We start from the raw sequence: 24,136 nt of genomic DNA on the forward strand, positions 1-24,136 counted from the left end.
AATGAAAAAGCCCGCCGGTCAGTTCAGACCTGGCGGGCTTTTTCTGTGTCCGGGAGAAGGACCTCAGTTGGTACTGAACTTCTTCACTTCCATGAAATTCACCGCAGTGCCGCTGAAGCGAGCCGTATCGACCGTGGCGCCGACATTGCTGTTGAAGCCGGCCGCATAGACGGTCGTCGGCGCGGCCCTGAGCGAGCTGCTGACGAAGCGCGGCGCTTTGACTGGCTTCGACAGCGTGGCGACGCGGCCGGTCGAAAGCGCCCATTCGGAAATGATCTTCTTCGTCAGCTTCGGCTCAGTCCGAACGGACGAGCGGCTTGCTGCTTCCGCATCCTGCCGCTTCGGGCGCGCGCCCTTCGAAGGCAGGTCCGCCTCGGTGTCGAAGGCGCTGTCGAAGATCGAGGCCCGCGAGCTGCTGTCGGGCTGCGGCGCATAGGCGGCCATTTGGACCGCCGGTGCAGCATGCTCGTCGACCGTCGGGGTAGCGAGCGCGACACGCGTTTCAGGCGGCCGGGCCATGGCGATCGTCTCGGCCACGGATGCGGCCGCGACCGGGCGCTCCTCAACGAGCGGGGCGGTGACATCGGCCGCGGCGACGGCGGCGAGCGCAGCCTGTCCGGCCGGACGCATTCCCGGCACCGGCACGAAGCCGAGTTCGGCCGTCTGGCCGTCGGCGGAGGCCACGAGCGTTTCGCCGGCCATGAGCGTGTTCTCACGCATCTGCGGGACCGGCACCTTCAGCGTGCTGAGATCCGCATATTCCGATGGCGTTTGCCCGGTCTGCGGCATGGCCGCGGCGAGCGCCTCCTGGGCGCTGTTCTTTTCCGGTGCAACGAGCGCGACCGCTACGCCGCTTTCGGCCGGCGCATTCTTGAAGGCCGGTCGCACGGCGGGCACGGGCGCGTTGATATTCTGCTGATCGTCGGCCGGCGCACCGGCGACCGAACCGGCGACACCCGGCAGCGCCTCCTGATCGGCCGGCGCCGAGGCGGTCTGGGCCTTGGCCGGAACTCCCTCGTCGCCGCCTTCGCCCGCGCCGGCGGCAATCGCCGTCGGTTCTTCATCCTCGTCCCCGCCGCCGCCGAAGAGCGCGGCGAAGAGATTGCGGCGCTTCCCGGTGCCAACGTCGCCCGGCCCCTTCGCGCCGCCGCCGGCCACCTCGATCGCCGACGCGCCGACGCGCCGCTTGTAATCGGCAACCGCCTGTTGGAAGCCCGGTAGCGGCTTGCCGTCGGCGGGAATGTGCATCGTCTTGCCATCGGGGAAGAGGCGGGCGAGCTCGTTGCGGGTCATGCGCGGCCAGGCGCGCACGCCGCCGACGTCCATGTGCACGAAGGGCGATCCGGAGGTCGGATAATAGCCGACGCCGCCGACCTGGAACTTCATGCCGATCTCGCGCAGCGTCTTGAGCCTCACGTCGGGCAGGTAGAAGTCCATCGCCTTGCCGAGCATGTGCTGGCTCTTCTTGGCGACGCCCTTCGAACGGGATCGCAACATGCCGTTGGTGGCGGGCGAGCGATAGGCAGAGACGACGTGGATATAGTCGCGTGAACCGCTCTTCTGGTAGACTTCCCAGATGAGGTCTAGGAGGCGCGGGTCCATCTTGGTCGGCTCGTTTCGCCGCCAGTCGCGCAGGAACCGGTTGATCTGCTGCAGGCCCTTCGCATCGTAACGGCCGTTGCGCTTGAAGGTGATCTGCGCCTTTTCCTTGGTATGGATGAAATAGAGCTTCAGCGTCCGCGTCTGGCCGGCGGCCTCGACCGGCGGCGCCATTCCGGGAGTGACGAGGGAGCACGTCAAGGCAATGGAGGCGAGAATCTGCGGCCCCTTACGGGTGATCGCCGAGCAGAGTCTGCGCGTCAAGGAACCGATGGGTCCCCCCAAACCGAACAAATTTGGCATTCAATCCCCGTTCGACGGACAACCGTGCTTTGCTGTCTCAGATGACTGTCAAATAAGGTGACAGCATGGCAAATATGCCACAGTAGTCACCGCCCCTTATAATATAGTGAACAGTTTCCTAACAAGGTCTAAACGGCGGTGACTGAATTGGACGGCAAATGAGGTGTGAATGCGTCGATTTTATGCCGCTTCGCGCAGTGGATTGTCGGGATCGATGCCGTAATCCTTGAGTTTTCGGTAGAGCGTCGAGCGCCCGATGCCGAGTTTGCGGGCCACTTGGCTCATCTGGCCGCGATAGAACTTCAGCGCAAACCGAATCAGTTCCTCCTCGACCTCGGCAAGCTTGCGCACTTCGCCGCCCTGATCGACGCTGGCGATGGCGTTCTCGAACCGTCCTTCGGAAACCGCGCCGAACGAGTCGGACTTTTCCTGAGGTTCAGCGCGCGGAACGTGAACGGTCGCAGGGGCGGGAGCCGCGCGGCGGTCCGGACCCGCCTCGCCCCAGGAGAGCCCGCCACGGTCGGCAACGACATAGCCCGGTATCTGGGTGGCGATCTGCGGAAAGTCCTTGACGGTGAGGTCGCCGCCGTCGGCAAGCACGACGGCGCGGAAGATGGCGTTTTCGAGCTGGCGGATGTTGCCGGGCCAGTCATAGGCGGTCAGCAGCGCCATCGCCCCGTTCGAAACCGTCAAGGGGTGGTTGAGCCTCTGCTCAGCGGTGAATCGCTCGACGAAGGCGCGCACCAGGACGGGAATGTCCTCCTTGCGCCGGCGGAGCGCCGGGATGGTGATCGGGAAGACGTTGAGGCGATAGTAGAGGTCCTCGCGGAAGCGCCCTTCGCGCACCTCGTTGATCAGATCCTTATTGGTGGCCGAGATCAGCCGCACACTGACCCGCTGCGGCTGGCGCGCGCCGACCGTCTCGATCTCGCCCTGCTGGACGGCGCGCAGCAGCTTCACCTGAACCTCGAGCGGCAGGTCGCCGATCTCGTCGAGGAAGAGCGTGCCACCGTCCGCATCGACGAATTTGCCGCTGTGCTTTTCGGTCGCGCCGGTGAACGCCCCCTTCTCATGGCCGAAGAGGATGCTCTCCACGAGATTGTGCGGGATGGCACCGCAGTTGACGGTGACGAAGGGCTTGCCGGCCCGGTCGCTTGCCGCCTGGATCGCCCGCGCAACCATCTCCTTGCCGACGCCGGATTCACCCTCGAGCACGATCGGGATATTCGATTGCGCGGCGCGGCGCGCCAGGTCGAGCACCCGGATCATCGCCGGGCTCGCCGAAACGATATCGTCGAAACCGACGGCGCCGCCGCGCGGCCGGCGAGAGGTTTTGACCCGCCCGTCGCGGCTCGCCATCTTCAGCACGTTGCCGATGGCGATCGACAGCCGCTCCGGCGAGACAGGCTTGACGAGGAAGTCGAAGGCGCCCGCCTGCATCGCCTGCACGACCGTCTCGATGCCGCCCTGCCCGGTCTGGACGATGACCGGCGTGTCGATACCGCGTTCGGCAAGCGCCTCGAGAAAGCCGTGGCCATTCATCTCCGGCATCAACAGATCGAGCAGGATGAGGTTGATCATGCCGCCCTTGCGTTCCAACAGTTCGAGCCCGCTGCGCCCGTTGTCGGCGAGATGCGCGACATGGCCGAGCCGCTCGATCATGTTCGTCAGCAAACGGCGCTGCACCGGATCGTCGTCGATGACAAGAATATGGGATGTCACGAAAGCCTCCTGCTCAGGACACGCGGTACTCTTTGGCCAGCCTCATGTGCCAAATCATGCCAGCCATTCGTGCCATAAAGGGCTGAACATCGTGTTTTGAGAAATGCTTGCATTTTAGCCATTGCGGGCGGTAGCAATGCGCCCCATATCGCTGCCTTCCATAGTCAAAAGGAGAGAACCGCCGATGACCCTCGCCTCGCCCCTTCTCGCCGCCGTCGGTCCCTCTCCACTGCTCACGCCGGCCGGGCAGGCGGCCCGCCCGGCGGCAGATCTCGGCGAGTTGCCCACCTGGCGGCTCGAGGATCTCTACGCCTCGGCCACCTCCGACGAGTTCCGCTCCGACCTCGCAAAGGCGGAATCCGACGCGCTCGCCTTCGAGAACAAGTGGAAGGGCAAGCTCGCGGAGGCCGCCGGCAGGACGGGCGATCAAGGCGTCGGCGCGGCCGTCAAGGAGTTCGAGGCGCTCGAGGACCTGATGGGCCGCATCGCCTCCTTCGCCGGCCTCACCTATTTCTCCGATACGTCCAATCCGGCGAACGGCAAACTCTATGGCGACGTCCAATCGAAGCTCACCGACATATCGGCGCATCTGTTGTTCTTCTCGCTGGAACTCAATCGGATCGACGACAAGGTGATTGATGCGGCGCTCGAGGCGGACAGCCTCGCTGCCCACTACAAGCCCTGGATTCTCGACCTGCGCAAGGACAAGCCCTACCAACTCGACGACAAGCTCGAGCAGCTTTTCCTCGAAAAATCGATGACCGGGGCAAGTGCATTCAACCGGCTGTTCGACGAGACGATCGCCTCGCTCACCTTTTCGGTCGATGGCGAAGCGCTGCCGCTCGAGGTGACCTTGAACCTCCTGCAGGATCCGTCCTCCGAAAACCGCAAGAAGGCAGCCATGGCGCTGGCCGAAACTTTCAAGGCGAATATCCGCACCTTTACCCTCGTTACCAATACGCTCGCCAAGGACAAGGAGATCTCGGACCGCTGGCGCGGCTTCGAGGACATCGCCGACAGCCGCCATCTCGCCAACCGGGTCGAGCGTGAAGTGGTGGACGCGCTCGCTGCGGCGGTCAAGACTGCCTATCCGCGTCTGTCGCATCGCTATTACGCGCTGAAGGCCAAGTGGCTCGGCATGGAACAGATGGAGTTCTGGGACCGCAACGCGCCACTGCCGGAAACGCCGACCGCGCTGATCCCGTGGGCCGAGGCGAAGGACACGGTCCTATCCGCCTATCACGGCTTCGCGCCGGAAATGGCTTCGATCGCCCGGCGCTTCTTCGAAGACCGCTGGATCGACGCGCCGGTGCGGCCGGGCAAGGCCCCCGGCGCCTTCGCCCATCCAACGGTTCCGTCCGTCCATCCTTACGTGCTCGTCAACTATATGGGCAAGCCGCGCGACGTGATGACGCTAGCCCATGAGCTCGGCCATGGCGTCCACCAGGTGCTTGCCGGTGGCCAGGGCGCGCTAATGGCGTCGACGCCGCTGACGCTCGCCGAAACCGCCTCCGTCTTCGGCGAGATGCTGACCTTCCGCGCGCTGCTCGACAGCACCAAGGACAAGCGCGAGCGCAAGGCGATGCTCGCCCAGAAGGTCGAGGACATGATCAACACGGTGGTGCGGCAAATCGCCTTCTACGAGTTCGAACGCAAGGTCCACACGGCGCGCAAGCAGGGCGAACTGACGGCCGACGATCTCGGCGAACTTTGGCTTTCGGTGCAAAGCGAAAGCCTCGGGCCGGCCATCCGGATTTCGGAGGGCTATGAGACCTACTGGGCCTATATCCCGCATTTCATCCACTCGCCCTTCTATGTCTATGCCTATGCCTTCGGCGATTGCCTGGTGAACTCGCTCTATGCCGTCTATCGCAACGCCGAAAGCGGCTTCCAGCAGAAGTATTTCGAGCTCCTGAAGGCCGGCGGAACCAAGCATCATTCCGAACTCCTGGCGCCCTTCGGGCTCGATGCCGCCGATCCGTCGTTCTGGGCACAGGGGCTGTCGATGATTGAGGGCCTGATCGACGAGCTGGAAGCGCTTGATAGGGCGTGATCCAGCCAGGACGGCGACTGACAGCGACGGCTTTAGATGATCGAACACGGGCCCTTTGTCCTCTTCCGGGACGACAGCGAAGACTGCACGACAGTCTTCGCTGAGCCGTCGCGCGTGATCACGGCGCGCACGCGGGCAGAGTTCCGCCGCGGACTTTCAGAACTCGAGGCTGCCCGCCGTGCCGGCAAATGGCTCGCCGGCTATATGGCCTATGAGGCGGGCCATCTCTTCGAGGAAAAGCTCACGCCCTTCGCCGAGGAAAACCGCGAGACGCCGCTGATGTCCTTTGGTGTCTTCGACGCGCCGGCGGAAGGCCACCCCCTCGCCGAGCCGCGCCGACGCCTGGAAAACGAACCGTTCCTTTCCCAGGCCCGCGCCGGCTGGGATCTTCCTGCCTATCGCCAACGCTTCGAGCGGCTGCACCAGCACCTGCGACGGGGCGATTGCTACCAGGCGAACCTGACGATGCCGATCCACGCGCGCTGGTCCGGCGACCCGCGCGCCGCCTTCTGGTCGCTGATCGAACGCCAGCCGGTGAAATACGGGGCACTCGTGGCGCTCGACGGGCCGCTCCTGCTGTCGCGCTCGCCCGAGCTCTTCTTCCGTGTCGATGCGGACGGCTGGATCGAGACGCATCCGATGAAGGGCACGGCACCACGCGGGGCGACCGCTGAGGAGGACGCGGCGATCATCGCCGAGATGCGCGAAGACGAGAAAACCCAGGCCGAAAACCGGATGATCGTCGACCTGCTGCGCAACGACATCTCCCGCGTCACCGCGGTCGGTACGCTCGATGTGCCGAAGCTCTTCGAGATCGAGACCTACCCGACCGTTCATCAGATGGTGAGCCATGTTCGGGCCAAGCTCCTGCCGGACATTACGATCGCCGACATCTTCGCCGCCCTTTTTCCGTGCGGCTCCGTGACCGGCGCGCCGAAAATGCGGGCGATGGAAATCCTGCACGAGCTGGAATCCGGCCCTCGCGATGCCTATTGCGGGGCGATCGGCTTCATCGCGCCGAACGGCGTCATGCGCTTCAATGTGGCGATCCGGACGATTTCGGTATTTCCCGACGGCCGCGCCATCTTCAATGTCGGCGGCGGCATCGTCTTCGATTCCAAGGTCGAGGCCGAATACGACGAGTGCCTCTTGAAGGCGCGTTTCGCCGTCGGCGACGCCGAGATCGACCGATGACGGATTTCTCGCTGATCGAGACCCTGCGCTACGAACCGGAGGCCGGCTTCGTCCGCCTTAGGCTGCACCTTGCCCGACTGACGCGGTCCGCGAGGCGTCTCGGTTTTGCCGGCACCGCGGAGGCCGAGGAGCGGCTGTTCGAGGCAGTCCGCAACTCGCGCGGCGCTTTGCGCGTCCGCCTTACGCTCGACCGCGAGGGTGCCATAGCGGTTACGACCGCGCCGTTCGTGCCGCTGTCGGCCGATGCGCTGTGGCGTGTCCGGATCGCTTCGACCCGGCTCGATTCTTCGGACCGGCTGCTTCGCATGAAGACGACGCGGCGCGGCGCCTACGAAACGGCGCGCAGCGAGTTTTCCTCGGCCGAGGCCGACGAGGTGGTGCTGCTGAACGAGAAGGGCGAGATCTGCGAGGGGACGATCACCTCGATCTTTCTCGACGACGGCGACGGCATATTGCAGACGCCGCCGATCGCCTGTGGTCTGCTCGCCGGCGTGCTGCGCAGCGAACTCATCTGCCAGCGGCGCGCGCGAGTGGCGCGGCTGTCGGCTGCCGACCTTCGGCGCGGCCGTCTCTATGTCGGCAATTCACTACGAGGTCTGATCCGGGCGGAACTCGTGGTCTGAGCCTGGCAGGGTGTAGCGCTTCACCCGGTCGCGGCCCTCGCGCTTCGCCAGATGGAGCGCCTGGTTGGCGCGGGAATAGATATCGCTGACCTTGTCGCCGTCGCGATACTCCGCAAGCCCGACCGAACACGTGTAGTAAAACTCCGGAATGTTGGAGAGCGGCCTGGCGCCTCGTATCTTCTCCAAAAGGCGATCGAGGATGAGGTTCGACTCGCTGACCGTCGTATCGGGCAGGATCAGCATGAACGCCTCGCCGCCGATGCGGCCGAAGCAGTCGGAGCGGCGGACGAAGCCTTGCATCTGGCGTGCGAAGTCGAGCAGGACCTCGTCGGCGCGCTGCGGGCCGTAACGGTCGTTGATCGCCTTGAAATAGTCGATGTCGACAATCGCCACGCAACCCCACATCTGCGGATTCTCGGCGCAGTCCTGGATGAACTCGGCAAGCTTCCCGAGCGTATGGCGGCGGTCGGGGACGTGGACCAGTTCCTCCACCGGCGAATCCCGCAAGGCGAAATCCCTGTCCTTCCGGTGCTTGCGCTCCTCCTCCCGTATCCCGGTCACGTCGACCGCCATGGAGAGCGTCCAGCCCTTTTCGTCAACGGTCTCGGTCACCCACAGCGACCGCCCGTCATGCAGTTCGGCTTCCGACGCACGAGACGGCACGCTGCGGCGCCGCGCGAGCGCCGTGGCGATCCAGGTCTCGATGTCGTCGATCCCGAGCATTGCGCCCCGGCCTGCCGCGTGATTGCGGCGCATGATCTCTTCCCATGTCGGCGACTCGTCGGCGCCGACATGAAAAGTGGAACGGAATGCCGAATTGGCAAAGCGCAGCCGATCGTGCTGATCGTAGAGCGAGATCAGCACGGGCGATCGGGCTTGCAAACCCATCAGGGCCTTGAGGTAATCACCGGTCACGGTTGGTCTGCTCCAGCTTGAACAACAAATCAATCACGGCGCGAAGCGGACGGATCAACTAAAGCTATAGCACGAAAAGCTTGCGGCAAGTCGTACAACATGTGAAACCAAGGGAAAATGGCTAAGTCGCAGAACGTGCCGAATTCGCACATGAAGCACACACCTTATGACGGTTCGTCGAAGCCCTTCACGATCGGGCTCACGCAGCTCGACCCCGATCGCTGGATCGAGCCGGACGAGGCGCTGGACTTTTATCTCAGCGAAAAGGCGAGGCTGCTTGCCACAAGCCGCCAAGAGGTCTTCGCGGCCGAGGACGGGACCGACACTGCCCAGTGGGAATTGCTCGATCTTCTGACCGACTACCTCCAGCACCGCTACCCCGAGCTTTATCGGCGGGAAAACGGCACGATGATCGCCGGCGGCCGCCGCGTTGCGTTCGACGACGACGTTCCTCTCGTCATCGCCGGCTCGCTGATCCAGGATGATCTGGCGATCCTCGAACGCAAGGCCGGCGAATGGCGGCTTACCGCCGCCTATGTCGCCTTTCCGTCGTCCTGGTCTCTCCGTGAGAAGTTCGGCCGGACGCTCGACGAAATTCACGCCCCGGTGCCTGGCTTCGAGCGCGGAAGCCGCAATGCGGAGCTGATCGCCCGCATGTTCGACAATCTCTCGCCGGCCCGCTTCGTCGAGCGCTTCAACTGGGCGGTCAATGTCGACGGCGCGCTGCATCTGCCGAAATCGAAGGCCGAGGGCATCGGCGCCGAGGCCGTCCACCTGACCGAGGACGGCACCTTCATTCGCGTCGAGAGGCAGACGCTTCGCAAGCTGCCGCGAACCGGCGCGATCGTCTTCACCATCCGCATCTATTCCGACCCGGTTGCCGCGCTCAGAAACAGGCCCGACGCGGCCGCTCTTGCCCGCGTCTTCATCGGACAGTTGAACGACCTGACGCCGCCGCAGGCGGCCTACAAGGGCCTCGTCAGCAAGCGGGAGGCGCTGATCTCGGCCCTCCTATCGATAGCCGGTTAAGCAATATCCGAAATCGCGGTTGACCCGCCGGCCCTTTATTGTGACACGAAACTATGCTCTAGGGCCTCACGCGAGATTCCGAAGCGCGCTGTTCCGCGCGCATTCAAGCAGCATCAGAGACGTTTTGTCAGGAGAGACGCAAAAATGGCAGACACCAGCTACCCGGTCTATGGCGAGATTACCGGCCCGATCGTGATGATCGGCTTCGGTTCGATCGGCCACGGCACCTTGCCGCTGATCGAGCGCCACTTCAAATACGACAAGAGCCGGCTGATCGTGGTGGAGCCCCGTGAAGACGCCAAGGACACGGAGATTTTTGCCCGCCACGGCGTCCGCCACGTCCGCGCCGCCGTGACTAAGGACAATTACAAGGAACTGCTGAAGCCGCTCCTGTCCGAAGGCGGCGGCCAGGGCTTCTGCGTCAACCTCTCGGTCGACACCTCGTCGCTCGACATCATCAAGCTCTGCCGCAAGCTCGACGTACTCTACATCGACACGGTCGTCGAGCCGTGGCTCGGCTTCTATTTCGACTCCGAGATGGACAACGCCGCGCGCACCAACTACGCGCTGCGCGAGACGGTGCGCCGCGAGAAGGAAAAGAACCCAGGCGGCACCACGGCGATTTCGACCTGCGGCGCCAATCCGGGCATGGTCTCCTGGTTCGTCAAGAAGGCGCTCCTCAACCTCGCCGACGATCTCGGCCTCAAATACGAGGAACCGCACCAGGACGACCGTGAAGACTGGGCCAAGCTGATGAAGAAGGCCGGCGTCAAGGGCATCCACATCGCCGAGCGCGACACCCAGCGCACCAAGCACCCGAAGCCGCTCAACGTCTTCTGGAACACCTGGTCGGTCGAAGGCTTCATCTCGGAAGGCATGCAGCCGGCCGAACTCGGCTGGGGCACCCATGAGAACTGGATGCCGAAGAACGCTAGGAGACACAAGAAGGGTTGCCAGGCGGCGATCTACCTCGAGCAGCCGGGCGCCAACACCCGCGTGCGCAGCTGGTGCCCGACGCCGGGTCCGCAATACGGCTTCCTCGTCACCCATAACGAATCGATCTCGATCGCCGACTTCTTCACCGCCCGCGACAAGAACGGCGAAGTCACCTATCGGCCGACCTGCCACTATGCCTATCATCCGGCCAACGACGCGGTCCTGTCGCTGCACGAAATGTTCGGCAACGGCGGCACGCCGCAACCGGTGCACCACGTGCTCGACGAGACGGAACTCGAGGACGGCATCGACGAACTCGGCGTGCTGCTCTACGGCCACGAAAAGAACGCCTACTGGTACGGCTCGCGCCTGTCGCTGGAGGAAACCCGCCGCATCGCCCCCTATCAGAACGCCACCGGCCTGCAGGTGACGAGCGCCGTTCTCGCCGGCATGGTCTGGGCGCTGGAGAACCCGAAGGCCGGCATCGTCGAGGCCGACGAGATGGACTACAGGCGCTGCCTCGAAGTGCAGCTTCCCTATCTCGGTCCGGTCGAAGGCCACTACACCGATTGGACGCCGCTCGACGGCCGGCCCGGCCTCTTCCCGGAAGACATCGACACCAAGGACCCCTGGCAGTTCAAGAACATCCTTGTCCGCTAAGCCGATTGCGCCCGGAGCTCGCTGGCTCCGGGCGCCCCGACCATGATTGTCGCGCCGCGGCGCCGCTTCCTCCTCTTGCTTGCAGCTCACAACTGAACGGCGAAATCGAAAGCCTCCTGCGGCTTGGGCGCAACGCCCGGCGTACAAAGTCGCCCTGGAACGCTGTTCCGCTGCTCAATTTGCCGTCAAGCCGGTTCCGGCGGAGCGAATTATGCGGTAGAGCGGGGCGAACAGAAGTCTGTAGCGGCATTGCGTTTGCATTCCGCTTCAACTCGTGACGCGGGAGAAACGCCGATGAAGCCACTCGCCATACTGACCATTCTCGCAACCGCCACGGCGCTTGCATCCTGCCAGTCGTCTCCGAGGGAAATCCGCCAGGCGCCGCAGGCGCGGGCGAGCGGCGTGGAGGGCGCCTGGGTCGATCCGAACGGCATTATCTCTACCTTTGCCGGCGGCACCTTCTCGACGCGCACCACCGACACCAACCAGCTTCTCGCTTCCGGCACCTATGTGAATGTCAGCCCGACGCTCGTCGAGATCAACATGACCTCTCTGGTCAGGAATACCCAATCCAGGGTCAACTGCGCGCTCGTATCACCGGCGCAGCTGAACTGCACGACGGATGCAGGCGCCCAATTCTCGCTCGCCCGCCAGGGCTGAGCAGAGATCCGACAATGCATGTCAAAGAAGCCTCCGACCGGAGGCTTCTTTGTTTCTGAGCCGGCTTAACCCTACTTGGAATCCGGCAAAGAAGAGACGTGTTTAGCGCTTGAAGTCCGGCGCGACTGATGAAAACATCCGGCCTGCTGAAATGCCTCGGCCGGGCGATGATTTCCGACTGGGGCCTGCAATCGGCTGAAGACGACAGGCAACAGGAGAACATCATGATCAAATCCATGCGGACCGGCCTCATCACCGCATCCCTTCTCGCCCTTTCATCGGGCGCCGCCTTCGCCGATTACGAATTGAACATCCTGCATATCAACGATCTGCACTCGCGCATCGAGTCGATCAACAAGTTCGATTCGACCTGCTCGGCCGAGGAGGAAGGCAAGAACGAGTGCTTCGGCGGCGTCGCCCGTCTGAAGACGCTGATCGACCATAAGCGCCAGGAGCTTACCGGCAAGAACGTGCTTCTGCTCAATGCCGGCGACAACTTTCAAGGATCGCTGTTCTTCACCACCTATAAGGGCGCGGCGGAAGCGGAATTCCTGAACCTGATGAAGTTCGACGCGATGACCGTCGGCAACCACGAGTTCGACGAAGCCGAGGACGGTCTCGCGAGCTTCCTCGACAAGGTCAAGTTCCCCGTCGTCACCGCCAATGTTCTTCCTAGCCACAAGTCGAAGATCGGCGACCGTATCAAGCCGTCGATCGTGCTCGACCTCGGCGGCCAGAAGATCGGCATTGTCGGCGCGGTCGCCAACGACACGCCGGAGCTCTCCTCGCCGGGCCCGGACATCCTGATCGGCGAGGACGTGGCGACGATCACCAGCGCCGTCGACGAGCTGAAGAAACAGGGCCTTAACAAGATCGTCGCGCTGACGCATGTCGGCTATCCGCGCGACCTCGCAGCGATCGCCAAGATCCCGGATGTGGACGTCGTGGTCGGCGGCCATTCCCACAGCCTCCTCTCCAACACCGACGAGAAGGCCGAAGGCCCCTATCCGACGATGGTCGACAACCCCGGCGGCTACAAGGTGCCGGTGGTCCAGGCGGGCTCCTACAGCAAGTATCTCGGCGACCTCGTCGTCACGTTCGACGACAGCGGCGTCGTCAAGGCCGCCAAGGGCGATCCGATCCTAGTCGATTTCTCCATCAAGCCGGATGAGGCAGTGGTCGCGCGCGTCAAGGAGCTCGCTAAGCCGATCGAAGAACTGCGCACGAAGATCGTCGCCAAAACGGAAGCGCCGATCGACGGATCGCGCGAGAATTGCCGGGCGAAGGAATGCGAGATGGGCAGTCTCGTCGCCGATGCCCTGCTCGACCGCGTCAAGGGCCAGGGCGTGACGATCGCCATCACCAATGGCGGTGGCCTGAGGGCCTCGATCGACGCCGGCGACGTGACGATGGGCGAAGTGATCACGGTGCTGCCCTTCCAGAACACCGTCGCGACCTTCCAGTTGAAGGGTGCCGATATCCGCGCGGCGCTGGAGAACGGCGTCAGCCAGGTCGAGGAAGGCGGCGGGCGGTTCCCGCAAGTGGCCGGCCTCAAATTCTCCTTCGATCGTTCAAAGCCCGCCGGCAGCCGCCTTGTTTCGATCCAGGTGAAGGAGGGTGACGCCTTCAAGCCGCTCGATCCGGAAAAGACTTATTCGCTCGTCAGCAACAATTTCATGCGCGGCGGCGGCGACGGCTACGCGGTCTTCAAATCCAAGGGCGAGAACGCCTACGACTACGGTCCGGGTCTCGAAACGGTGCTGGCAGACTATCTTGCGGCGCATCAGCCGTTCAAACCCTATACGGACGGCCGCATTTCGGAGGTCGCCGCTGCGGCCGGCACGACGCCGGCGGAACCGGCTGCCGAAACCAAGCCGGCCGAAGGCGCTGCCGCGGCACCCGCCGCCCAGCCATCGGGCGGAACCGCATCGGCCGCTGGCGGACCGCAGAAGCACGTCATCGCCCGGGGCGACACGCTCTGGGATTTGGCCGAGTCCTTCTACGGCAACGGCTTCGAGTGGAAGAAAATCGCGGCAGCCAATGGCGATCCGGCCCCGCGCGCGCTCGAGATCGGGAGGGAACTGGAGATTCCGGCGAAGTAAGACAATTTGCCTCTGTGGCAAAGGCCGGTGCGGGCTTTCCCGCGCCGGCTTTTCTTTTTAGAAGGATTTGAAAACAGAGGCGCTGCTAAACATATAAACGCCCGTGAGGAAGACGATGACAGACCTAGTTGCCGAACCGACCGCCGCTGCTCACCCCGCCGTTAAATCGGGGAAGGTCGGCGTCCTGCTGGTCAATCTCGGCACGCCGGACGGCACCGATTACGCTTCCATGCGCCGCTACCTCAAGGAGTTCCTCAGCGACCGCCGCGTCATCGAATGGTCGCGCCTCTTCTGGTACCCGATCCTCTACGGCATCGTGCTCAACACGCGCCCGCAGAAGGTCGGCAAGGCCTATGAGCTGATCTGGAACAGGGCGCTCAACGAAAGCTGGCTCAGAACCTACACGCGCAACCAGGCCGCACTGATGGCCGAAGGCTTCGCCGATCGCCCGCACGTCGTCGTCGATTGGGCGATGCGCTACGGCCAGCCTTCGATCGCCTCGCGCATGGAGGCGCTGCAAAAGCAGGGCTGCGAGCGCATCCTGGTATTTCCGCTCTACCCGCAATATGCAGCGGCAACGACCGCTACGGTCAACGACAAGGCCTTCGAGGCGCTGTTGAAGATGCGCTGGCAGCCGGCGTTGCGCACCGTCCCTCCTTACCACGACGACCCGGTCTATATCGACGCGCTCGCCACGTCGATCGAGCGCCACCTGGCAAGGCTCGACTGGCAGCCGGAGGTCGTTCTGGCGTCGTTCCACGGCATTCCGAAAAGCTATTTCGAGCTTGGCGATCCCTATTATTGCCATTGTCAGAAGACGGCGCGGCTCTTGCGCGAGAGGCTCGGCTGGTCGAAGGAGAAGCTGCAGGTGACCTTCCAGTCGCGCTTTGGACCGGAGGAATGGCTGCAGCCCTATACGGACGCGACGGTCGAGAGGCTCGCCAAGGACGGCGTCAAGCGCATCGCCGTCATCAATCCGGGCTTCGTTTCCGATTGTCTGGAGACGCTGGAAGAAATCGCCGGCCAGGCGGCCGAAAGCTTCCATCACAATGGCGGCGAGAAGTTCGCCCATATCCCCTGTCTGAACGACAGCGCCGAAGGCATGGCCGTGCTCAACCACGTCGTGCGCCGTGAACTCGAGGGCTGGCTGTAGTTGCAGCGCCCTTTCTTCTGATGTAGAATACACCGCTGAGTTGAACGTAGCATTGGTCGCCCGACCGCTGAGGAGGGCACGTGGAGCTACTGGATCCCCTCTTCGACCCGCAAAGCTCCTATGTCTCGACAGGGAGCCTTCCGCCGTCCGATCATGTCGCACGCCTGGTCACGCAGGCCCACGAACGCTTTGCCTCCGTCGCGCTGGGACAGAACTCCCAAGTCTATCCGGCCCTGGCCCACGTGCCGAGCAATCTCTTCGGCATTTGCGTCGTGAGCGTTGACGGGCGCGTGTTCGCCGTCGGAGACGCGGAACATGAATTCACCCTCATGAGCGTCTCCAAGCCGTTCATCTTCGCTCTGATCTGCGATGTGATCGGCGCCACCGGCGCGCGTGAGCGGCTGGGCGTGAATGCGACCGGCTACGCCTTCACTCCGTTGCCGGGACCGAGCGCAACGCGGAGGGCCGCAGCAATCCGATGGTCAATGCCGGAGCCATCGCCACGACGAGCCTGGTGCCGGGAGAGACCGAGGAAGCGAAATGGCGCTTCATCAGCGAGGGCCTGTCTCGCTTTGCCGGAAGGCAGCTGTCCGTCAACGATAAGTCTATGACTCCGCTTCCCGGACAAACTCCCGGAACCGGAGCATTGCCTGGATGCTGGAAAGCCTCGGCCGCATCTATTGCGATCCCATGGAGGCGACGGAGCTCTATACCCGGCATTGCTCGCTGAACGTCAGCGCCAAAGATCTCGCCGTCATGGGCGCAACGCTCGCGCATGGCGGCTTCAATCCGCTGACGCGCGAACAGATCGTCAGACCCGAAGTCTGTCACTATGCCTTGGCGGTCATGCTGACCGCCGGCCTCTACGAGACCTCCGGGGACTGGCTCTACGAGATCGGGCTGCCGGGCAAAAGCGGAATCGGCGGCGGCATCGTTACTGTCTCGCCCGGAAAAGGGGGTCTCGGCACCTTCGCGCCGCCTCTCGACGAGGCGGGCAACAGCGTCAAGGGACAATTGGTGGCGCAATTCCTGTCACAACGGCTCGGGCTCGATCTGTTGATGTCACCGCCCGGTTGATGGCCGGCGCGCCGCTTCAGCTAGCTGAAGAAATCGCCAGGTCCAAAGGGGACTATCTATGGCCGCGACGACATCCGCCCAGCAGGAACTTGCGGAAGAGCGAGCCTCCTGGATTCCCATGGTCGCGATTGCATTCGGCCAGGCGATCATGTCTTTCAATGTGGCGTCCTTGCCCGTCGCGCTTGGCGGCATGGTCGAAAGTTTCCAGTTTGCACCGACGGTGGTAGCCACCGGCATCGTTGCCTACTCGATGATCGTCGCGGGCTTTGTCATGCTGGGTGCAAAGCTCGTACAGCGGTTCGGTACGCTGCGCGTCTTCCGGCTGGCTGTCATTGTGTTTGGACTGGCGCAGGTTCTCATGACCTTCAGCCCAAACGCGACGGCCATGATCACTGCGCAGGCGCTGTGCGGTGCCGCCGGCGCCGTCATCGTTCCCGTCCTCATCGCCTTGATCGCCGAAAACTACCACGGCACCCAGCAGGCGACGGCCTTGGGCGCATTGGGATCGGCCCGGGCAGGCGCCGGCGTGCTGGCATTCCTGATCGGCGGCGTGCTCGGCACCTATATCGGCTGGCGGCCGGTCTTCGGAATCCTGATCGCCGTCTCGGCGCTCGTCCTGCTGCTGAGCTTCCGGCTCAAGCCAGATCACGGTCGCCCTGAGGTGCGGATCGACTTCCTCGGCGTGCTGCTTGCCGCATGATTCTAATCAGCTTCGGCTTCAACAATCTGAACGGTTGGGGACTTGCTCTGGCTCGGCCGACTGCACCGTTCAACGTGCTTGGCCTGTCGCCGGCACCGATCCTGATTCTCATCGGCATCGTGCTCGGCCAGGGATTTCTGCTGTGGACGCGGCGCCGCGAGACGGCCAATCGCACCCCTCTTCTGCCGCTCGCCGTGCTGGATTCACCACAGGAGCGCGCGGCCGTCTTCGCCATGCTTTCCGTGGTCGCGCTCGAGGCCGCCCTCAACTTTTCGGTGCCGCTCTACATCCAGATCGTACAAGGTCGTTCGCCGCTCGCTACCGCCGTCGCCATGCTGCCGTTCAATCTGACAGTGTTCTTCGCTGCCATGCTGATCGTCCGTTTCTACGGCAGGGTCACGCCACGACAGATCGGCCGTTTGGGGTTTGGGCTCTGTGCCGTAGCGCTCATCTGGCTCGCCTTTGTCGTGCGCAACGACTGGAGTTCCATTCCCGTGCTCTTCGGACTGGTGCTCTTCGGCATCGGCTAGGGGTCGCTCGTAACCTTGCTGTTCAATGTCCTGGTCACGTCCTCGCCCAAGGAACTGGCTGGCGACGTCGGTTCGCTCCGGGGGACGGCAAACAACCTTGCCGCCGCCGTCGGCACTGCCGTCGCCGGTGCCTTGCTTGTCGGTCTGCTGAGTTCGGCGGTCATGCGCCAGCTTGCGGAAAACCCCACGCTGCCGATCGAGATCCAGTCGCAGGTGAACCTCGACAGCATCACCTTTGTCAGCAACGAAAGACTCGGGAGCATAGTCGCGGCCACCACCGCGACGCCCGAGCAGAAGGCCGAGGCGCTTCGCATCAACACAGAGGCGAGGCTGCGGGCTCTCAAGCTCGGCTTCCTGATGATGGCCGGGCTCGCTCTCCTGACGATCCTGCCGGCCGGCAAGCTGCCCAACTATCGGCCGGGCGAGATCCCCGAGGGTTGAAGGCGCTACAGCGCGTTCTTACGAACCCGGCCGTCTTTCATGACGACGGCCACGTTTTTCTCCGGATCTTCGATCAGGCGGATGTCCTCGAGCGGATTGCCATTGAGAACCAGGATATCGGCGAGCGCGCCTTCCTGTATGACGCCGAGCTTGCCCGGAAAAGGCGTGCGAAGATTGGAGAGCGCCAGCAGTTCCGCATTGACCGATGTCGCCATACGGTGCGTTTCGGCGTTGGTGTACCAGCGGCTGAGATGGGTGAGCATGATGCCCTGGCGCCGCGTCACTTCAGGGGAGAACAGCACATCCGACACCCATGCCGCCTTGATCCCGTGCTTACGAACCAGCTCGTAGGTTCTCGGTGTTCCGGCAAAGACCTGCTGCATGCGTTCGGCCGATGGCCGTGCCTGCGGGGCGATATCCTTCGTCGACAGGAAAGGCTGGGTGCTGAGCCAGACTTCCTTGTCGGCCATGAGCCTTGCCGTCTCCTCGTCCATCAGATGCGTATGCTCGATGCAGCGCACTTCCGCCGCGATCGCCCGCTGGACTGTGTTCGGGGCATAGGCATGGACAGTGACGTGGGTGTTCCAGTCCCGGGCAACGTCAATCGCCGCACGGAGTTCCTCCTCGCCGAAGGCGCGGACCCGGTATCACGCCGCTGTCGATCGCCTGCTTGAAAGAGAAGACGGGACTGCCCAGGTCACGGACGGCGGTAAAGCCGCGCAGGAGTGTCCGTTCCGCTTCGGCCGTGGAGGCGGAGAACACGAAGCCTAGATCGCAAGTCGCTATGACCGTCAAGGGAACTGCGGCATACAGCGTGTGCAGTGCGCATCGATCATGCCCGGCATCAGAACGCGATCGCCGCAATCGATCACGGTCGCGTCGAACGGCGGAGCCCTGTTCGTCGCATCTGTTGCCCTCGATCAGGACCTGAACCCCGGCCCGCAAAGGTTGGACTTGCCATCGAACAACCGGATTTTGCTCAAGAGAACCTTGGAGGCGGGTCCCTGGGCGAAGGATGGCCCAGGCATTATCCCGGTGGCGGCCGCGGCACCCGCACAAGCAAGAAAGCTCCTGCGGGAAAATTCTTCCAAGCGGCGCGATGCTTGCTGTAAAACGGGGCTGAAGCAGCCGCAGCCAGTGCCGTGCACGAGGTGTTGATACTTGGTACCCACCCGAATCATGACGCCGCTCCGGTTTCACGTCATCAGAAGACCATGGCCAGACTTTCGTTGGGTGAGCGGAATATCCAATACCGCGTGTATGCGCACGCATGATACGCGCCGCATCAGATCCTGATCGTTGAGCCGGAAAGCCTTGCCGCTGGCTCCGAGGTCTGCGCCTAGCCTGCCAACCTGACGTCCGCCGCGTCGGCGAGCACACGCGCGAGAATGCGATTGCGACCCAGCATCTTGGCTTCGTAAAGAGCGGCGTCCGCCTCCGACAGCAGGCGGCCCGGCTCGGCCTGCAGGATATGCCCGATTGCCGAGGCTATGCCGATGCTTGCCGTGACAGATCCAAACTCGCTTTGCGCATGGACGACTTTCTCCTCGCCGAGCAGACCGGCGAATTTCTCGGCAACGATGGCGGCCGCCTTGTCGTCGGTGTCCGGCAGCAGCACGACAAATTCCTCGCCACCGTAACGGGCGACGATATCCGCCGGCCGTTGCGCGGAATTCAGAAGGCACTTGCTGACAAGACGCAGGCACTGATCGCCGGCCGGATGTCCGTAAGTATCGTTGTAAGCCTTGAAGCGATCGATATCGATCATCAGGAGGCTGAGCGGCGTATTGATCCTGGCGCATCTCGCCGCCTCGCGCACGAAGGCTTCATCGAAGGCGCGGCGGTTGACAAGGCCGGTCAAGCCGTCCGTCTCCGCCAGGTTCTTCAACTGCTCGGCCGAAAGCCTGAGTGCCATTTCGGCCTGTTTCATGACGGTGATGTCCGAGACGACCACCATCGCGGTCCCGCCGGGCGCAAGCCTTGTCCTGATGCTGTGCCAGTCGCCGTTCTGATGCTGAACCTCTTCGTCCTTGTTGCAGTGCAACGTGGAAGTCGCCTCACTGATCCATTCATCCACGGATTCGTAAGGCACGTTGAGCCGCTCTCGGGTTTCGGCGACGCAGCGGACAATGTCGCTGATATGCGCACCGATCACCCGGGCTCTGCCCGACAGCGGAAAAGCGCTGCGGTATTGCTCGTTGCAGAAGAGGAGATAGCCATCCCTGTCGAACATCGCGAAGCCGTCGGACATCCCCGCCATCGCATGGGAGAGCAGGTTCTTGCTTTCCCTGAGTTCCCGCTCGAGCGCGGTGCGTTCGGTAATGTCCCGGGTTACGCCCGCCAGCCCGATCACCCGTCCCTCCCTGTCGCGGAGAGGCACCTTGGAGGCGAGCAGGTCGCGGCCCTCGATGTGTTCGAGGGAATCGATAAGGGGCACGCCCGTGCGCATCACCTCCTGCTCGCGATGGTAAAGCTCCTCGGCGAGCCGTCGCGGATGGAGATCGAAATCCGACAAACCCACCATCTCGGCCGTCGTCCTCATACGGTAGAGGCGGATCATGTTCTCGTTGACGGTGATGAAGCGGCTGTCCCTGTCCTTCACGTAGAGATAGTCGGGCGATTGCGAGAACGCCGTCTCGAGCATTCTGCGCTCGAGTTCCAGGTGCTGGGTCGTCAGCACGATGAAGCCGCAAACAATGGTCGCAGTGCAATTCATCGCCGCCATGGGCAGACCCATTGTCGCCAAAGCATGGCTTTTCGACAGAGTGGGCAGCACCGCCATCAGCACGACCAGCAGGATTCCGACCGCCGCGCCGAGCACGACGACATGCAGAAGGGTCGGCGATCTCTTCTTCATCAACAGATTGACGCTAAGGCCCATGCCCGTGAGGGCGATGATCGCCACCACGCCATCGGGTGCGCCGACACCGCCGAGCGCGATCCGGAAAATAGCCGCCAGGGTTGCGCCGATGGCCGCCGCGAGCGGACCGCCGAACATACCGGCCAGTGCCAGCGGTGCGTAGCGCAGGTCCATATGGATGCCGGAACTGAATTCCACGGCCAGCAGGATCGAGCCGATAGAGGCGATGCCGGCCATCAGCCCGAACAGGATTTTCTCGTGTCCGGCAAACCGCCGGCGGAGCCAGATCGACAGATGCGCCCAGATCGAAATCGACAGGCTTACAAATGCAAGGTTGCCAACAAACTGCCCCCAAATGCCATTCATCGCGCTGCGTTCGGCCTTTCATCACCTGTAGAAGACCGACCTTAAACGACAACTGGTTTGAGCTTTATTAAGTTCGAACCGGCACCGGGCAGTAGCAAACGCAGAAAGATACTTTCGCTTGAATTATTCCCGCGAATCGCCACGTCATAGGCCGGGCAGCACTCCAGGTCTGGAGCTGCAAAGAGGGAGGATTGACCTTGGGCGGCTTGGATTATGCGGTCATTGCGCTCGTCGTTCTCGTTTTCCTGACGCTTTTCGCCGGGATCAAGACGGTTCCACAGGGTTACCGTTACACGATCGAGCGCTTCGGACGATATATCAAGACCCTCGATCCCGGTCTGAATTTCATCATCCCCTACTTCGATCGCATCGGCGCGAAGATGAATGTGATGGAGCAGGTGCTCGACGTTCCGACCCAGGAGGTCATCACCAAGGACAATGCCAGCGTATCGGCCGATGCGGTCGCCTTTTATCAGGTGCTGAACCCCGCCCAGGCCGCCTATCAGGTCGCCAATCTTGAAAACGCCCTCCTCAACCTGACGATGACCAATATCCGCTCAGTCATGGGCTCGATGGATCTCTACGAGCTGCTTTCCAACCGCGACACGATCAACGACCGGCTGCTGCGCGTCGTCGACGAAGCGGCCAATCCCTGGGGCATCAAGATCACTCGCGTCGAGATCAAGGATATCGCCCCGCCGACCGACCTCGTCGAGGCGATGGCCCGGCAGATGAAGGCGGAGCGCGAGAAGCGCGCGCAGGTGCTCGAAGCGGAAGGCGCCAGGAACGCGCAGATCCTGCGCGCCGAAGGCGCCAAGCAATCGGCGATCCTCGAGGCGGAGGGGCAGCGGGAAGCTGCCTATCGCGAGGCGGAAGCGCGCGAGCGCCTGGCGGAAGCGGAAGCCAAGGCGACCCGCATGGTCTCCGAAGCGATCGCCGCCGGCGACGTGCAGGCGATCAACTATTTCGTCGCGCAGAAGTACACGGAAGCCTTGGCTTCGATCGGCACCGCCAACAACCAGAAGATCGTCCTGATGCCGATGGAAGCCTCCTCGCTGATCGGTTCGCTCGGCGGCATCGGCGCGATCGCCCGCGAAGTCTTCGGCGACGGGCAGCCGCCCGCTCCTTCTCGCCCGCGCCAGTCGACGCCGCGCACCGGCCCGGCGCCGGGCCCCGCCGAGAACGCGTGAGGATCGGTCGATGATCGAGCGCATCGCCTTCGAGCTCGGCCCCTGGAACTGGTGGGTCCTGGGCCTCCTGCTGCTGGCGGCGGAAGTGATCTTGCCGGGCGTGTTCCTCGTCTGGATCGCGCTTGCGGCGCTTTTGACCGGCGTCCTGTCGCTCCTCCTGTGGGACACGGCCTTGTGGGTCTGGGAGGTGCAGCTCGTCACCTTCTCGCTGCTCGCGCTCGTCTCCGTGGTGATCGGGCGCCGCTTCGTCGTCTCCTCGTCGGAAAGCGACGAGCCCCTCCTCAACAGGCGAGGCGAAAGCCTCGTCGGCCGCACGGCCGTGCTCGAGCAGCCGATTGCCGAAGGCCGCGGCCGCGTCCGCCTCGACGATACGACCTGGCTGGTCGAAGGACCGGATCTGCCCGCCGGCGCCCGCGTGCGCATCGTCGCAAGCAGCGGCCGCCAGTTGACCGTCGAGCAAGCCTGAAACCCTCGCATCTTCATGGCTGATTTCGCTTCAGAAACGATTGCTTAACCACGTGCCTTTACGATTGCGAAACGATTGCAATCAGGTTTGCGGACAAACGGCAGATGGCGCCCAGGTTTTCACGCTCGATCACGGCGGGCGCCTCGCTTGCGAGAAAGCGGGCCTGGCTGTCGGCGGGCTGTGCGCTTCTTTTCGCCCACACGGCGACCGCGCAAAGCCTTGATGCGCCGCAAGCCGCAACCACCGCAGTCACTGGCAGCACGATTGAGACCGGTGCCTCCCCGGCGGCCACCGATCCCCAGACGACCGGCGCCGTCGCCAGTTCCGATCTGCCCCCGGCCTTGGACGAGGATTTCAACCGCCTCAACCGGCGCGAGGAAACGACCGACGGGCTGCGCATGCGCATCGATCCGGAAGCCGGCCAGGCGCCGGGCATCCGCATCGGCAGCTTCGTCCTGAAGCCGGCGCTCAGCGAAACGTTCAATCACGAGCGGCAGAAGAATGGCAGCGCCAGCCAGAGCCGGACCTTTCTCGAGACGGGCCTAAAGGGCACGCTCACATCCGACTGGGCGCGCCACCAGCTGAGCGTCATCGGCGAAGGCGTCCTGCAGGACAATATATCGGGCGAAGGCGAAGAAGAGCCGCGCGCCGACGTCGATGCGGAACTGCGCCTCGACTTGAGCGACGAAACGACGGCCAAGTTAAGCGCCGGCTACAGTTTCGAGCGCGAGGACGCCAACGATCCGAACGCTATCGCCAATGCCGTGGAGCAATCGGCGGTCAACACCTACCGGCTGGGCGCTGCCGTCGAGCGCGACCTCGGCCTCGTCCGCGGTTCCCTCGGCCTCGACTTCGAGCGCCAGACCTATGGCGATGTCGAGCTCGACAACGGCACGACGCTGTCGCAGGAGGACCGCAACCGCAATACCGGCACGCTTACCGGGCGGCTCGGCTACGAGCTGTCGCCGGCCCTCATTCCCTTTCTCGAAGCCTCGGTCGGCAAATCCATCTACGATCTCAGGCGGGACACGCTCGGCTTCGAGCGTTCCTACATGAGCTATGCCGGCCGCGCCGGTATGGAGGTGGACCTCGGCGAGAAGCTCAACGGCGAACTCGCGCTCGGCTATGAGACGTTTCGGCTCGACGACGACCGGCTGGGCGACTTGGGCGGCCTGTCGGTCGACGGGCGGGTCAACTGGTCGCCCAAGCGCGGCACCGACGTGCTCTTCGGGCTCCTGACCTATCTCGATCCGTCCACGACAGCGGGCAATCCGGGATCGATCAACTATGAGCTGACGAATATCATCACCCACCAGCTGCGTTCGTCACTGGTGGCGACATTGTCGAACAGCCTGACATTGCGCGATTTCCCCTCGGATGCCGCCGCCTCCGACGAGGCCACCTGGCGGACCGGCGCGGGTCTCACTTGGGACATGAGCCGCTATCTGGCGCTCACCGGCGATGTCAGCTACGAGCGCACCAACAGGGATATCGGCCCCTCGAGCGATACGACACGCGTCGGCGTCGGCCTGACGCTGCGGCGCTGAAGCAAGCGGA

Annotated in this window: 18 protein-coding genes and 2 pseudogenes; 15 read left to right on the top strand and 5 right to left on the bottom strand. The window is 63.5% G+C overall.

The annotated features are described in order from the left end of the window. Window positions 1-63 precede the first annotated feature (63 nt). Together NXT3_RS16945 and NXT3_RS16950 are read right to left on the bottom strand one after the other, a co-directional pair. Window positions 64-1,902: a peptidoglycan L,D-endopeptidase MepK gene (locus NXT3_RS16945; RefSeq protein ID WP_104839733.1), complete on the bottom strand. Its 1,839-nt coding sequence runs from the start codon at window positions 1,900-1,902 to the stop codon at window positions 64-66. Window positions 1,903-2,082: 180 nt separating this feature from the next. Then, window positions 2,083-3,624, bottom strand: a complete 1,542-nt coding sequence (locus NXT3_RS16950; protein WP_104839734.1) for a sigma-54-dependent transcriptional regulator — start codon at window positions 3,622-3,624, stop codon at window positions 2,083-2,085. A gap of 184 nt (window positions 3,625-3,808) precedes the next feature. Here NXT3_RS16950 and NXT3_RS16955 point away from each other — a divergent pair, with 184 nt between their 5' ends. From NXT3_RS16955 to NXT3_RS16965, 3 genes are read left to right on the top strand one after another with little or no spacing between them, the layout of a single operon-like run. Further along, window positions 3,809-5,677 carry a M3 family oligoendopeptidase gene (locus tag NXT3_RS16955; protein ID WP_097526671.1) on the top strand — a complete coding sequence of 623 codons (1,869 nt, stop codon included), beginning with the start codon at window positions 3,809-3,811 and terminating at the stop codon, window positions 5,675-5,677. A gap of 36 nt (window positions 5,678-5,713) precedes the next feature. Then, complete coding sequence (locus tag NXT3_RS16960) at window positions 5,714-6,871, top strand: aminodeoxychorismate synthase component I (RefSeq protein WP_104839735.1); 1,158 nt, start codon at window positions 5,714-5,716, stop codon at window positions 6,869-6,871. After that, window positions 6,868-7,494, top strand: coding sequence for an aminotransferase class IV family protein (locus NXT3_RS16965; protein ID WP_097526673.1), 627 nt, complete (start codon window positions 6,868-6,870; stop codon window positions 7,492-7,494). The genes NXT3_RS16960 and NXT3_RS16965 overlap by 4 nt, the downstream gene beginning before the upstream one ends. Here the strand turns inward: NXT3_RS16965 and NXT3_RS16970 are convergent. Then, window positions 7,459-8,409 (bottom strand): GGDEF domain-containing protein, encoded by a 951-nt coding sequence (locus NXT3_RS16970; RefSeq protein WP_097539761.1) that lies wholly within the window; start codon window positions 8,407-8,409, stop codon window positions 7,459-7,461. The genes NXT3_RS16965 and NXT3_RS16970 overlap by 36 nt on opposite strands. 117 nt (window positions 8,410-8,526) lie before the next feature. On the opposite strand from NXT3_RS16970, the gene NXT3_RS16975 reads away from it, so the two are divergent. From NXT3_RS16975 to NXT3_RS32435, 9 genes and pseudogenes are all read left to right on the top strand, one after another. Then, window positions 8,527-9,438: a heme-dependent oxidative N-demethylase family protein gene (locus tag NXT3_RS16975; protein ID WP_097539762.1), complete on the top strand. Its 912-nt coding sequence runs from the start codon at window positions 8,527-8,529 to the stop codon at window positions 9,436-9,438. A 144-nt stretch (window positions 9,439-9,582) separates the two neighbouring features. Then, complete coding sequence (locus NXT3_RS16980; RefSeq protein ID WP_104839736.1) at window positions 9,583-11,034, top strand: homospermidine synthase; 1,452 nt, start codon at window positions 9,583-9,585, stop codon at window positions 11,032-11,034. Window positions 11,035-11,328: 294 nt separating this feature from the next. Next, the gene (omp10, locus tag NXT3_RS16985) at window positions 11,329-11,694 is read left to right on the top strand and encodes an outer membrane lipoprotein Omp10 (protein WP_037420246.1); all 366 of its coding nucleotides are present in this window, start codon (window positions 11,329-11,331) and stop codon (window positions 11,692-11,694) included. Between the two features lie 224 nt (window positions 11,695-11,918). Beyond that, on the top strand, window positions 11,919-13,796 hold the full coding sequence (locus NXT3_RS16990; RefSeq protein WP_104840021.1) for a bifunctional metallophosphatase/5'-nucleotidase: 1,878 nt from the start codon (window positions 11,919-11,921) through the stop codon (window positions 13,794-13,796). A gap of 115 nt (window positions 13,797-13,911) precedes the next feature. Beyond that, window positions 13,912-14,949, top strand: coding sequence for a ferrochelatase (gene hemH, locus NXT3_RS16995; protein WP_097526676.1), 1,038 nt, complete (start codon window positions 13,912-13,914; stop codon window positions 14,947-14,949). A 242-nt stretch (window positions 14,950-15,191) separates the two neighbouring features. Next, a pseudogene (gene glsA / locus NXT3_RS17000) lies at window positions 15,192-16,026 on the top strand (glutaminase A). A 58-nt stretch (window positions 16,027-16,084) separates the two neighbouring features. Next, the gene (locus NXT3_RS32425) at window positions 16,085-16,726 is read left to right on the top strand and encodes an MFS transporter (RefSeq protein WP_234828057.1); all 642 of its coding nucleotides are present in this window, start codon (window positions 16,085-16,087) and stop codon (window positions 16,724-16,726) included. Further along, window positions 16,723-17,256, top strand: a complete 534-nt coding sequence (locus NXT3_RS32430; RefSeq protein WP_234828058.1) for an MFS transporter — start codon at window positions 16,723-16,725, stop codon at window positions 17,254-17,256. Before NXT3_RS32425 ends, NXT3_RS32430 begins: the two co-directional genes overlap by 4 nt. A gap of 15 nt (window positions 17,257-17,271) precedes the next feature. After that, window positions 17,272-17,697 carry a hypothetical protein gene (locus NXT3_RS32435; protein WP_234828059.1) on the top strand — a complete coding sequence of 142 codons (426 nt, stop codon included), beginning with the start codon at window positions 17,272-17,274 and terminating at the stop codon, window positions 17,695-17,697. Between the two features lie 5 nt (window positions 17,698-17,702). Here NXT3_RS32435 and NXT3_RS33265 read toward each other — a convergent pair. Beyond that, window positions 17,703-18,878, bottom strand: a pseudogene (locus NXT3_RS33265) (amidohydrolase family protein). A gap of 158 nt (window positions 18,879-19,036) precedes the next feature. Next, window positions 19,037-20,923, bottom strand: a complete 1,887-nt coding sequence (locus NXT3_RS17015) for a diguanylate cyclase (RefSeq protein WP_104839737.1) — start codon at window positions 20,921-20,923, stop codon at window positions 19,037-19,039. 197 nt (window positions 20,924-21,120) lie between these two features. On the opposite strand from NXT3_RS17015, the gene NXT3_RS17020 reads away from it, so the two are divergent. The 3 genes from NXT3_RS17020 to NXT3_RS17030 all read left to right on the top strand — a co-directional run bounded on the left by NXT3_RS17020 (window position 21,121) and on the right by NXT3_RS17030 (window position 24,126). Beyond that, window positions 21,121-22,113 (top strand): SPFH domain-containing protein, encoded by a 993-nt coding sequence (locus tag NXT3_RS17020; RefSeq protein ID WP_104839738.1) that lies wholly within the window; start codon window positions 21,121-21,123, stop codon window positions 22,111-22,113. A gap of 10 nt (window positions 22,114-22,123) precedes the next feature. Beyond that, window positions 22,124-22,579: an NfeD family protein gene (locus NXT3_RS17025; RefSeq protein WP_104839739.1), complete on the top strand. Its 456-nt coding sequence runs from the start codon at window positions 22,124-22,126 to the stop codon at window positions 22,577-22,579. A 104-nt stretch (window positions 22,580-22,683) separates the two neighbouring features. Continuing rightward, a complete protein-coding gene (locus tag NXT3_RS17030; RefSeq protein ID WP_104839740.1) occupies window positions 22,684-24,126 on the top strand; it encodes an outer membrane beta-barrel protein in 1,443 nt (480 codons plus the stop codon). Window positions 24,127-24,136 lie beyond the last annotated feature (10 nt).

Source organism: Sinorhizobium fredii (assembly GCF_002944405.1).
Classification (GTDB): domain Bacteria; phylum Pseudomonadota; class Alphaproteobacteria; order Rhizobiales; family Rhizobiaceae; genus Sinorhizobium; species Sinorhizobium fredii_C.

What these genes read in the sequence shown, in the direction of transcription:
- NXT3_RS17015 (WP_104839737.1), bottom strand. Translation starts at nt 20,923, where the DNA reads ATGAATGGCATTTGGGGGCAGTTTGTTGGCAACCTTGCATTTGTAAGC.
- NXT3_RS16975 (WP_097539762.1), top strand. Translation starts at nt 8,527, where the DNA reads ATGGCTAAGTCGCAGAACGTGCCGAATTCGCACATGAAGCACACACCT.
- NXT3_RS16960 (WP_104839735.1), top strand. Translation starts at nt 5,714, where the DNA reads ATGATCGAACACGGGCCCTTTGTCCTCTTCCGGGACGACAGCGAAGAC.
- NXT3_RS16955 (WP_097526671.1), top strand. Translation starts at nt 3,809, where the DNA reads ATGACCCTCGCCTCGCCCCTTCTCGCCGCCGTCGGTCCCTCTCCACTG.
- NXT3_RS16990 (WP_104840021.1), top strand. Translation starts at nt 11,919, where the DNA reads ATGATCAAATCCATGCGGACCGGCCTCATCACCGCATCCCTTCTCGCC.
- NXT3_RS16980 (WP_104839736.1), top strand. Translation starts at nt 9,583, where the DNA reads ATGGCAGACACCAGCTACCCGGTCTATGGCGAGATTACCGGCCCGATC.
- NXT3_RS32430 (WP_234828058.1), top strand. Translation starts at nt 16,723, where the DNA reads ATGATTCTAATCAGCTTCGGCTTCAACAATCTGAACGGTTGGGGACTT.
- NXT3_RS17030 (WP_104839740.1), top strand. Translation starts at nt 22,684, where the DNA reads ATGGCGCCCAGGTTTTCACGCTCGATCACGGCGGGCGCCTCGCTTGCG.
- NXT3_RS16945 (WP_104839733.1), bottom strand. Translation starts at nt 1,902, where the DNA reads ATGCCAAATTTGTTCGGTTTGGGGGGACCCATCGGTTCCTTGACGCGC.
- NXT3_RS17025 (WP_104839739.1), top strand. Translation starts at nt 22,124, where the DNA reads ATGATCGAGCGCATCGCCTTCGAGCTCGGCCCCTGGAACTGGTGGGTC.
- NXT3_RS32425 (WP_234828057.1), top strand. Translation starts at nt 16,085, where the DNA reads ATGGCCGCGACGACATCCGCCCAGCAGGAACTTGCGGAAGAGCGAGCC.
- omp10 (WP_037420246.1), top strand. Translation starts at nt 11,329, where the DNA reads ATGAAGCCACTCGCCATACTGACCATTCTCGCAACCGCCACGGCGCTT.
- NXT3_RS16965 (WP_097526673.1), top strand. Translation starts at nt 6,868, where the DNA reads ATGACGGATTTCTCGCTGATCGAGACCCTGCGCTACGAACCGGAGGCC.
- hemH (WP_097526676.1), top strand. Translation starts at nt 13,912, where the DNA reads ATGACAGACCTAGTTGCCGAACCGACCGCCGCTGCTCACCCCGCCGTT.